Raw genomic sequence first — 10,494 nt, 5'->3', positions numbered from 1 at the left:
GGCGGTCACCGCTGCGGCCACGGTCCCCGCTGCCATGGAGCCTGCGACCACGATGCAGACGATGCCGACCGCCGCGAGCTGATCGCTGCGCACAGCGTCCATGGGTATCTCGAGGATCAGTGAGCCCGCAGCACCGAGGCCGATCGAGTCGGACATCGTCTTCCCGTTGATGTCGGAGCCGATCGACGTGCTGCTCATCTTCCCGTCACGTCCGTGATATCGGAGTGTGAGTCTGCCGTCCTCGGGAAGCACGAGCCGGATCGACTCGGAGTCGATGACGGAGCCGTCGAGGTGCTCACCCATCTCGGCCTGTCGGATGATCTGATCCGAGATCGTCTTCAGACGTGAATCCATCGACTGATGTGCACTGTCGGCCACCCACCACCACGCGACGACGCTGAGTGGGATTCCCAGCAGCGCACCGACCGCCACCAGCATGGCGATCATCGTGTAGAGAATCCGACGGCGCATCAGGTCACTGTTCCGGGCATGCCGTGCTGTCTGCCAACCATGCTGCGCTAGGCGTCGAAGCGGAAACCGACGCCGCGCACGGTGACGATGTGTCGGGGTCGATCGCGGCGGTCGTCGCCGATCTTGCGACGCAGCCAGGAGATGTGCATGTCGAGGGTCTTCGACGAGCGCAGGTCCGCCGATCCCCACACCTCCGTGAGGATCTCGTCGCGCGACACCACCTGGCCCGCTCGCTCCATGAGGAAGCGCAGCAGGTCGAACTCGCGGTTGGCCAGCACCAGGTCTTCGCCGTTGACCAGGACCCGACGCCCGCGGGCGTCCAGTTGGATGTCGCCACCGTTGAGGACGACGTCGACGGTCTGCCTGCGCCGCAGCAGCGCCCGAACGCGTGCCAACAGTTCGGCCAGGCGGAACGGCTTTCCCACGTAGTCGTCGGCTCCCGCGTCCAGACCCACGACGAAGTCGACCTCGTCGGTGCGTGCGGTCAACATCAGCACCGCGAGCTCGGGACGCTCGACGCGGACCCGACGACACACCTCCAGTCCGTCCATCTCGGGAAGCCCGAGGTCGAGGATGAGTAATTCGTAACGATGATCGCGCGCCTGCTCGAGAGCCTCCGAACCCGTCCCGACCACGTCACATCCATAACCCTCGCGCGCCAGCGCGCGCGCCAGTGGTTCCGCGATCGCAGCATCGTCCTCTGCGAGCAATACATCAGTCATCGCCTGTCGACCTCCACCCGGCGAGAGTACGCGGAATCGCCGCCACGTCCCCGACCATCCGCCTCGCGTCCGTGTCCTGTGTGGGGGAACCCGTGGCGCTCGTCGAATTCGTCATGGGGGTCGAAGACCTCGTGATGGGGCCGGTCGAAGACCTCGTGATGGGGCCGGTCGAAGACCTCGTGATGGGGCCGGTCGAAGACCTCGTGATACAGCAGGGTGTGAACGCGCTCGACCTGCGGAACATCGTCGAAGAGCAGCGGTTCGTCGGAGCCCGATTCGATGATCAGGGTGCCGGTGCGCAGCATCCGGTCGAGCAGCCCGTGTCGGAACTCGACGGTGTTGATGCGCCTGACGGGGATGTCTATCCCGGACCGGGTGAGAACGCCTCGGCGAAAGATCACACGCCGGTCGGTGAGGATGAAGTGAGTCGATTTCCAGCCGATCAGTGGCCGGAGGAAAAACCACACCGCCAGGGCGGCCCAACACACCGCGACGAGGATGTTCAGCACCATCGAGAGGGTCGGGTCGATCGTCGACGCTCCGATCGCACCTGCCGCCAGACCTGCGAGTCCCGTGCCCAGGACGAAGATCGAGAAGGGCCCGATCAGACACTTCCAGTGCGGGTGGTGGTGCACCACGACCCGCTCTCCGGCGGCGAGGTTGTCCCGGGGGAACGACATGGAACTCAGAATATCCGCAGATGAACGAGCTGTAGGTCAACCCTGCCCGAGAGCGGGAGCCCGCTCGGTAGACTCTGCCGAAAGACGCGCAACAGGTCAGGAGAACCATGAGCTACCGCGACCCCCGCGATCCCAGAGACCAGGGCCCCCGCAATCAGGGGACGGCGCGCTACGAGTCCGGCTACTCGCCGCAGTCCCGTGCCTACAGCCAGCCGACCGACCGCTACCAGCAGCCCCAGGGCTACGAGGACCAGCAATACGATCCGCGCTACGTGTCCGATGCGAACGACAATCGCTCCCGGCAACGCCAACGGCCGGGCATCAACGCCGGTCTGTTCGCGGGTGGCGTCGTCATGACCGGTGTCGTCACCGGCCTCGCCGCGTGGCTGGTGGCGTGGATCATCCGAGCCATCGCCCAGCGCGTGAACGAGGCGGGCAACCTCGGCGTCTGGAATCCGCTGTCGCAGGACGAGTATTGGTTCGCCATCACCGGTTTCCTATGCGCACTTGCGGGCGGCGCCCTCTGGTACGTCCTCTACCTCACGACCCCGTCGCCCAACCAGTTCTATCGATGGATCGTCGGCCTGCTGATCGCGGCGGCCGTCATCATCCCGCTCGTATTGTCGGCGCAGATATCGACGGGCATCAGCACGGCCGTGGTCCATCTCGTCATCGGATTGCCGGTCCTGTCGCTGATTCCTGCGATGGGCGAGAAGAGTATCCAGCGCTGAGCCGCGACCGAGCGCGTCGAGCTCAGTTCTGCGTCGGCCGCAGGTGGAGCACGTCGCCTGCCGCAGCGGTGAATCGCTGACCGTCGTCGGTGCGCACCACGATGCGGCCCTCGCCGTCGACGTCCTCGGCGACTCCCTCGACGCTGCGCTCGTCCGGCAGCGAGAGCTTGATGCGACGACCGAGCGTGTCGCACCGATCCCGGTATCGCCTGGCCACCTCGTCGACATCGGTCGGCCACGGCGTGTCGGCCAAGGCGCTCAGATACTCGGCCACCAGGGCTGCGACGTCGACCGGGTCACCGCTCTCGACCAGCAGACTCGTCGCCGTGGGTACGGGAAGGTCGTCGGCCGTCATGTCGGTGTTGATCCCGATACCGACCACGACGACGCTGCCCGTCGAAGCGGGTATGTACTCGGCGAGGATGCCGGCGACCTTTTTTCCGTCGACGAGTACGTCATTGGGCCATTTGAGTGTCGGGCGCACACCGGTCGCCGACTCGATGGCCGACGCCGCGGCCACCCCGGTCGCCAACGACAGCCAGCCGAGACGTTCTGCTCGTTCGCCCGCATCGAGCACGACCGACACCGCCACCTGCCCGCCCGGGGGCGCCGACCACACCCGCGCATGCCTGCCACGCCCCGCCGTCTGGTCGGTCGTGACCCGCACTGTCCCGACGATCCCGGGTTCTGCTGCGCGTGCCGCCAGGTCGGCGTTGGTCGAACCGGTCGAGTCGACGACCTCGATCGTCGATCCGACACCGCTCGCGGACGGTCGGTGACGTGCCAGGATCGCCTCGCGGAGGTCGTCGGCGTTGGTCGGTGAAGCCGCGTCCGATGCCACGTTCGTAGTCGATCCCGTGTCCTGCGATGTCTGCTCGTCACTCACAGGTTCCGAGGTTAATCTGCTCGCCGACACAGGGGGTCCGAGTACGGGAGTTTGAATAAGGGGGTCTAGGTCAACGAGAGGGAGCATCTTTCCGCGGCCAGAGCGTGGTGACGACCACCCCAAAGATGAGGGGTTCTCATGTTGGGGTGCTTGACGTGGGCTACCGAGCGCTCGATAGCATCGGCTGTTATGACCTCCGCGCCGCAGCAGCCCGATTCGGCTCCCGACATCCACACCACCGCAGGAAAACTCGCCGACCTGCGGCAGCGTCTCGACGAAGCGCGTCATCCGGTCGGCGAAGCCGCCATCGAGAAGGTTCACGCGAAGGGCAAGCTGACCGCGCGCGAGCGCATCACCCACCTGCTCGACGACGATTCGTTCGTCGAACTCGACGCACTCGCACGCCATCGCAGCACCAATTTCGGGCTCGCCGAGCGGCGACCGCTCGGTGACGGCGTGGTGACCGGCTACGGAACGATCGACGGGCGCGAGGTCTGCGTCTTCAGCCAGGACTCGACCGTGTTCGGCGGCAGCCTCGGCGAGGTCTACGGCGAGAAGATCGTCAAGGTCATGGATCTCGCGATCAAGACGGGCCGACCACTCATCGGCATCAACGACGGCGCAGGCGCGCGCATCCAGGAGGGCGTGGTCTCGCTCGGCCTCTACGCCGACATCTTCTACCGCAACGTGCGGGCTTCCGGCGTGATCCCGCAGATCTCGCTGATCATGGGCGCGGCTGCCGGTGGCCATGTGTACTCGCCCGCACTGACCGACTTCGTGGTGATGGTCGACCAGACCAGTCAGATGTTCATCACCGGGCCCGACGTCATCAAGACCGTTACCGGCGAGGACGTCACGATGGAGGCACTCGGTGGTGCCAACACCCACATGACCAGATCAGGTGTCGCGCACTACGTCGGCTCCGACGAGGAAGACGCACTCGAGTACGTCAAGGAACTGCTGAGCTACCTGCCGAGCAACAACCGCGCCGAGCCGCCTCGTCTGCCGGTCGACGAACCGGCCGCCGGTTCGATCGAGGACACCCTCACCGACGAGGATCTCGAACTCGACACCCTCATCCCCGACTCGCCCAACCAGCCCTACGACATGCACGAGGTCATCAGGCGGATCCTCGACGACGACGAGTTCCTCGAGGTGCAAGAAGACTATGCGACCAACATCGTCGTGGGTTTCGGTCGAGTCGACGGACGCAGCGTCGGTATCGTCGCCAACCAGCCGACGCAGTTCGCAGGCTGCCTCGACATCAACGCATCGGAGAAGGCCGCCCGCTTCGTGCGGACCTGCGACGCGTTCAACGTCCCGATCGTCACCCTCGTCGACGTTCCCGGATTCCTTCCCGGCACCGACCAGGAATACAACGGCATCATCCGGCGCGGAGCCAAGCTGCTCTACGCCTACGGCGAGGCGACGGTCGGAAAGATCACCGTCATCACCCGCAAGGCGTACGGCGGCGCGTACGACGTCATGGGCTCCAAGCACATGGGCGCCGACGTGAATCTGGCGTGGCCGACCGCCCAGATCGCCGTGATGGGTGCGTCGGGAGCTGTGGGTTTCGTGTACCGCACGCAGTTGAAGGAAGCCGCAGCCAAGGGCGAGGACGTCGACGCTCTGCGCCTGAAGCTGCAGGAAGAGTACGAGGACACCCTGGTGAACCCCTACGTCGCCGCCGAACGCGGCTATGTGGACGCGGTGATCCCGCCGAGCCATACCCGCGGCCAGATCGCCACGGCGCTCAAGCTCCTCGAACGCAAGGTGGTCAACGTGCCGCCGAAGAAGCATGGGAACATCCCGCTGTGAACACACCAGAGACCACAGGCGACTCCACGGAATCGCAGTCGGCCCGTCCCGTGCTGCGCGTGGTGAAGGGCAATCCGACCGACGAGGACATCGCGGTGCTGGTGACGGTTCTCGCCTCCGGTCGCAGCGCACCGGAACCGCCGTCCGACGAGCCGCGCAACGACTGGGGTCGCCCGATCGATCGCCTTCGTCCGGCCTGGGGCTCGCCGTCGTCGTTCCTGCGTTTCTGATGGGGACCTGACGTGACGAGCGGCGAGGACGACGGTCCGAGGACGTCCGCCGACACCCGTTTCGAAGTGATCCTCGGCTCGGCGTCGCCGGCCCGGCTCGCGGTGTTGCGTCAGGGAGGCCTCGATCCCCGTGTCGTCGTCCCCGATGTCGACGAGGACGCCCTACTGGCCACCCTGGCGGCCGAGGCGCCCGGCGACGCGGTCACACGGCTCGCGCAGGCCAAGGCCGACTCGGTGATCAGGACGCTGCTCGGCGAGCGCGTCGACCACGCCGATTCGGTCGACGGACAGACGCTACCCGACCTCGTCGTGCTGACCTGCGATTCGATGCTCCTGTTTCAGGGCACACTCAGCGGAAAACCCCACTCCGCCGACGTCGCGATCGAGCAGTGGAAGCGCATGCGCGGCAGCGAAGCCCAGTTGGTCACCGGTCACTGCGTCGCGCACGTGAGTGGGCTCGATGTGGCAGGGCGCACGGCGGAGTCCGCGTCGACGGTGGTCCGGTTCGCCGATGTCGACGACGAGGAGATCGACGCATACGTGTCGACGGGTGAGCCGCTCGAAGTCGCCGGTGCGTTCACTCTCGACGGACGAGGCGGATGGTTCATCGAGGGCATCGAGGGAGATCCGTCGTCGGTGATCGGTATCGGACTGCCCACCGTGCGGCACCTCCTGCGTCGGCTCGACATCCGTGTCGCCACGCTGTGGTCGCAGAACAGCAGGTGACTCGAGCACGCCCGGGCGTGCTGTCGACGCGTTGTCGACTAGGCTGAATTCCGCCGTCCCGCGCCGCCGTGCAGTGGCCCGATCCGAGCTGGAGAATCTCACCGTGACTGTCGAAACCGATCCGAACCCGGCATTCGCCGGTTACGCGCACCCCGAGCGTCTGGTCACCACGCAGTGGTTGTCGGCGCATCTGGGGGCCAAGGGTCTCAAGATCATCGAGTCCGATGAAGACGTCCTGCTCTACGACATCGGGCACATCCCGACCGCGCAGAAGGTCGATTGGCACCTCCACCTGAACGATCCCGTGGTACGCGACTACATCGACGGCGAGCAGTTCGCAGAGTTGATGCGCAGCAAGGGAATCGAACGCGACGACACGATCGTCATCTACGGCGACAAGAGCAATTGGTGGGCTGCCTACGCGCTGTGGGTGTTCACGCTCTTCGGTCACGAGGACGTCCGCCTCCTCGACGGCGGTCGCGACGCGTGGATGTCCGAGGATCGCGACACCTCGTTCGACGTTCCGGAGTACCCGCGTTCGGACTACCCCGTCGTCGAACGTGACGATTCGCTGATCCGCGCATTCGAGCCGGATGTGCGTGCGGCGCTCGGAGAAGAACCGCTGGTCGACGTGCGTTCACCGCAGGAGTACACCGGCGAGCGCACGCACATGCCCGACTATCCCGAAGAGGGCGCGCTGCGCGGCGGCCACATCCCGACCGCCATCTCCATTCCATGGGCCAAGGCCGCGCGCTCGGACAGTCGGTTCCGTTCGCGCGCCGAACTCGACGAGATCTATGGCGATCTCGACGCAGACACCCCGACCATCGCCTACTGTCGCATCGGCGAGCGGTCGAGTCACACCTGGTTCGTGTTGACCCATCTGCTCGGATTCACACATGTCCGCAACTACGACGGGTCGTGGACCGAATGGGGTAACGCGGTGCGTGTCCCCATCGCCGTCGGCGACGAACCCGGCGAAGCACCCGCGTAGGACATCCCGATGGGCACACTACCGGCCGGCCTCGCCGAGATCGTCGACGACTTTGCCGCACTTGGCGATTCGGACAAGGTCACATTGCTGCTGGAGTTCGCGGGCGAACTACCCGCGCTGCCGGACGACCTCGCGACCGAGGCGATGGAACCGGTACCGGAGTGCCAATCGCCGGTCTTCCTGTCCGTTGACGCCGCCGACCCTGACGCGGTGCGCTTGTACTTCAGCGCACCTCCCGAGGCGCCGACGACGCGCGGATTCGCCTCGATACTCGCCCAGGGGCTCGACGGCGAAGCTGCCGACGCGATCCTCGACGTTCCTGCCGACTTCTACCACGATCTCGGACTCGACGCCGCGGTGAGTCCACTTCGCCTGCGCGGCATGGCCGGGATGCTCGGCCGCGTCAAGAACCAGGTGCGCGCGCAAACCGGGCGTCGGTGACCACGCCGGCACGGCGACGACGGGTCGGGTGACGACGGTGAAGTTCATCCAGATCCTGGAGGAGCCCATCGAACCCGGTGGTCTCGTCGAGTGGATCCCCATGGTTCCGGGAGGGCTCGGCACCTGGGATCCCGATTCGCGGCTCACCTCACACAATCACGAGCAGCACCTGCGTGGGGCGTTCGAGTATCGTGCACGCACCCGTCGTGAGGGTGGCCGCGAGTCGTGGCTGGGGCTGTCCATCGAGTTCGACGAGCCGCTGTCGATCCCCGCGATCCGCACCGCCCTGTCACGGTGGATCGACCGTCACGAGGTACTCCGCAGCCACGTCGTGATCAAGGCCGACGGCCTCCACCGTCTCACCACCGCACCGGGCACCGTGCGCCTGAAGATGGGCCGCATCGGCTGGTACTCGGAATCCGGCCCGCTCCTCGACCAGATCGCAGGTGCGTTCGACAGGGCCACCGCACCCCTGCAGTGGCCCGCCTACATGTTCGCCACCGTCGGCCGCGAGTCGTCGTTCACACTGCTCTTCGCCGCGGACCACTCCCTGGTCGACGGGTACTCGTTGATCATGGCGCAGCACGAACTCATCACGCTCTATCGCGCCGCGCGCGACCGCACCGATGTCGACCTGCCGGAGGTCGGCAGTTACGTCGACTTCAGCGCGCACGAGCGACGCCTGGCCGACCAGGCCGGGGCCGATCACCCCAGTGTCTCGACATGGACGTCGTTTCTGAGCGCAGGCGCCGGCGACATGCCCCCGTTCCAGGTGAACGGTCGACACCGTATCGGTGACGCCGACACCGAACCTCCCGACCCCGCTGTCGATCCGGCACAGGAGTCGCTGTCGGGCGTGATCGCCGACGATGACGCCGCCAACCGCTTCACAGCGGTGTGTTCGGAGGCAGGAGGCACGCTCACCGCGGGGATCCTCGCCGCATTCGCGATCGTCCACCACCGCAGGACCGGAGACGACGAGTTCCGCTGCGTCCTGCCCCGCCACACCCGCAACGACCACCGCTGGCTCACCTCCCTCGGGTGGTTCGTCGCCGTCGCACCCTTCTGCCTCGACATGTCCGATTCGCCGACGTTCGACCAGGCGGTGGTCCGCGCCACCGTTGAACTCAAACGCGCGCGTCAGGGCGCTTCTCTGCCCTTCCTGCGGGTTGCCGACCTGATCGACTACCGCGGCGAACCGCAGTTCGTCATCTCGTTCATCGACACCAGGTACGCGCCTGGGGCCGCGGAGGCCGACGCCGGGCGTGCGACGGTGATCCGAAGTCACAGCTACGCACGCGACGAGGTGTTCATCTGGATCAACCGGACCCCGTCGGGGATGCGGTTCTCGGCCAGGTTCCCTGCCGAGACTCCCGTGGCGCCGGTCGTCGGGCCCGCGACCGTCGCTGATCCTGACAACAGGGTCGCGACACCGCCCGGGGAGGTGGACGCCGGAGTCGGTCCCGTGCACGCCTACCTGCACGATTTCGCCGAGTTCGTGCGTTCTGTCGGTGACGCAAGCACCTTCGGTTCCACGGTGTGACCGGCACCTCGACCGAACGATTGCTCGGTGGGCTAGGGTAAACCGCGGAACACACGTCGATAGACTCGTGGGGTTCATGTCGTCACCCGAACCGTCGACACCCTCGACGCAGTGCACGGGCGACCGACAACACCGCATGAGTACTCGGACGGTGACGACGAGGGGAAGGCTGCAACCAGCGGCTATACCCGTGAAGACAGCTCAGCACAGAGCCAGGCCCAGGAGATCAGCAAGTGCCCAGTGAACAAGCCTCCAGTTCCACGATCAACAAGGTCCTCATCGCCAACCGCGGTGAGATCGCAGTTCGCGTCATCCGCGCCGCGCGCGACGCAGGAATCCCCAGCGTCGCCGTCTACGCAGAGCCCGACGCCAACGCCAAGTTCGTGAAACTCGCCGACGAGGCGTTCGCACTGGGCGGGCAGACGTCGGCGGAGTCCTACCTCGTCTTCGACAAGATCCTCGACGCCGCCGCCAAGTCGGGCGCCAACGCCGTTCATCCCGGGTACGGCTTCCTCTCCGAGAACGCCGACTTCGCACAGGCGGTGCTCGATGCCGGTCTGATCTGGATCGGTCCGTCTCCGCAGTCGATCCGCGACCTCGGCGACAAGGTCACCGCCCGCCACATCGCGCTGCGCGCCGACGCCCCGATGGCGCCGGGTACGAAGGATCCCGTCAAGAACGCCGACGAGGTCGTCGCGTTCGCGAAGGAGTACGGCGTACCGGTCGCCATCAAGGCGGCATTCGGTGGAGGCGGTCGCGGCATGAAGGTGGCCTACACCATCGAGGAGATCCCGGAACTGTTCGAGTCGGCGACCCGCGAAGCCGTGTCCGCATTCGGTCGCGGCGAGTGCTTCGTGGAGCGATACCTCGACAAGGCGCGCCACGTCGAGGCGCAGGTCATCGCCGACCAGCACGGCAACGTGATCGTCGCGGGCACACGTGACTGCTCGCTGCAGCGGCGCTTTCAGAAGCTCGTGGAGGAGGCACCCGCGCCGTTCCTCACCGACGAGCAACGACAGCGCATTCACGCGTCCGCCAAAGCCATCTGCCGCGAAGCCGGTTATTACGGCGCGGGCACCGTCGAGTTCCTCGTCGGCAACGACGGACTCGTCTCCTTCCTCGAGGTCAACACCCGCCTGCAGGTCGAACACCCGGTCACCGAGGAGACCTCGGGAATCGACCTCGTCCGCCAGCAGTTCCGCATCGCCAACGGAGAGAAGCTCGAGTTCGACGAAGACCCCGCGCCGCGCGG

Annotated in this window: 11 protein-coding genes and 1 pseudogene; 8 read left to right on the top strand and 4 right to left on the bottom strand. The window is 66.3% G+C overall.

The genetic code is table 11. From position 1 onward, the window contains the following. The 3 genes and pseudogenes from GOOTI_RS22385 to GOOTI_RS22375 all read right to left on the bottom strand — a co-directional run. Window positions 1–471, bottom strand: a pseudogene (locus GOOTI_RS22385) (ATP-binding protein); the annotation flags it as partial. 47 nt (window positions 472–518) lie between these two features. Next, entirely contained in the window at window positions 519–1,193 is a 675-nt protein-coding gene (locus GOOTI_RS22380) for a response regulator transcription factor (protein WP_007240879.1), read from the bottom strand. Then, the gene (locus GOOTI_RS22375) at window positions 1,190–1,873 is read right to left on the bottom strand and encodes a PH domain-containing protein (RefSeq protein ID WP_007240878.1); all 684 of its coding nucleotides are present in this window, start codon (window positions 1,871–1,873) and stop codon (window positions 1,190–1,192) included. Before GOOTI_RS22375 ends, GOOTI_RS22380 begins: the two co-directional genes overlap by 4 nt. Window positions 1,874–1,980: 107 nt before the next feature. On the opposite strand from GOOTI_RS22375, the gene GOOTI_RS22370 reads away from it, so the two are divergent. Beyond that, window positions 1,981–2,604: a DUF6069 family protein gene (locus tag GOOTI_RS22370; protein WP_007240877.1), complete on the top strand. Its 624-nt coding sequence runs from the start codon at window positions 1,981–1,983 to the stop codon at window positions 2,602–2,604. Between the two features lie 22 nt (window positions 2,605–2,626). Here GOOTI_RS22370 and GOOTI_RS22365 read toward each other — a convergent pair whose 3' ends face one another. Then, window positions 2,627–3,490, bottom strand: coding sequence for a biotin--[acetyl-CoA-carboxylase] ligase (locus GOOTI_RS22365; RefSeq protein WP_373279044.1), 864 nt, complete (start codon window positions 3,488–3,490; stop codon window positions 2,627–2,629). A gap of 189 nt (window positions 3,491–3,679) precedes the next feature. On the opposite strand from GOOTI_RS22365, the gene GOOTI_RS22360 reads away from it, so the two are divergent. The 7 genes from GOOTI_RS22360 to GOOTI_RS22330 all read left to right on the top strand — a co-directional run. After that, window positions 3,680–5,308, top strand: coding sequence for an acyl-CoA carboxylase subunit beta (locus GOOTI_RS22360; protein WP_007240875.1), 1,629 nt, complete (start codon window positions 3,680–3,682; stop codon window positions 5,306–5,308). Further along, window positions 5,305–5,538: an acyl-CoA carboxylase subunit epsilon gene (locus GOOTI_RS22355; protein WP_007240874.1), complete on the top strand. Its 234-nt coding sequence runs from the start codon at window positions 5,305–5,307 to the stop codon at window positions 5,536–5,538. Before GOOTI_RS22360 ends, GOOTI_RS22355 begins: the two co-directional genes overlap by 4 nt. Window positions 5,539–5,550: 12 nt before the next feature. Beyond that, a complete protein-coding gene (locus GOOTI_RS22350; RefSeq protein ID WP_007240873.1) occupies window positions 5,551–6,264 on the top strand; it encodes a Maf family protein in 714 nt (237 codons plus the stop codon). A gap of 103 nt (window positions 6,265–6,367) precedes the next feature. Beyond that, entirely contained in the window at window positions 6,368–7,258 is an 891-nt protein-coding gene (locus GOOTI_RS22345; RefSeq protein WP_007240872.1) for a sulfurtransferase, read from the top strand. A 9-nt stretch (window positions 7,259–7,267) separates the two neighbouring features. Beyond that, on the top strand, window positions 7,268–7,699 hold the full coding sequence (locus GOOTI_RS22340; protein WP_007240871.1) for a SufE family protein: 432 nt from the start codon (window positions 7,268–7,270) through the stop codon (window positions 7,697–7,699). A 37-nt stretch (window positions 7,700–7,736) separates the two neighbouring features. Continuing rightward, window positions 7,737–9,242, top strand: a complete 1,506-nt coding sequence (locus GOOTI_RS22335) for a condensation domain-containing protein (protein ID WP_007240870.1) — start codon at window positions 7,737–7,739, stop codon at window positions 9,240–9,242. A 233-nt stretch (window positions 9,243–9,475) separates the two neighbouring features. Next, window positions 9,476–10,494, top strand: a 1,019-nt coding sequence (locus GOOTI_RS22330; protein WP_007240869.1) for an acetyl-CoA carboxylase biotin carboxylase subunit, incomplete at its 3' end; no start/stop codon positions are given.

Source organism: Gordonia otitidis NBRC 100426, assembly GCF_000248075.1.
Lineage (GTDB): Bacteria > Actinomycetota > Actinomycetes > Mycobacteriales > Mycobacteriaceae > Gordonia > Gordonia otitidis.
This window is presented reverse-complemented; position numbering and strand designations above follow the sequence as displayed.

Bases quoted from the DNA above. Each gene is read 5' to 3' on its own strand.
- GOOTI_RS22380 (WP_007240879.1), bottom strand. From the start codon at position 1,193: ATGACTGATGTATTGCTCGCAGAGGACGATGCTGCGATCGCGGAACCA.
- GOOTI_RS22375 (WP_007240878.1), bottom strand. From the start codon at position 1,873: ATGTCGTTCCCCCGGGACAACCTCGCCGCCGGAGAGCGGGTCGTGGTG.
- GOOTI_RS22370 (WP_007240877.1), top strand. From the start codon at position 1,981: ATGAGCTACCGCGACCCCCGCGATCCCAGAGACCAGGGCCCCCGCAAT.
- GOOTI_RS22360 (WP_007240875.1), top strand. From the start codon at position 3,680: ATGACCTCCGCGCCGCAGCAGCCCGATTCGGCTCCCGACATCCACACC.
- GOOTI_RS22340 (WP_007240871.1), top strand. From the start codon at position 7,268: ATGGGCACACTACCGGCCGGCCTCGCCGAGATCGTCGACGACTTTGCC.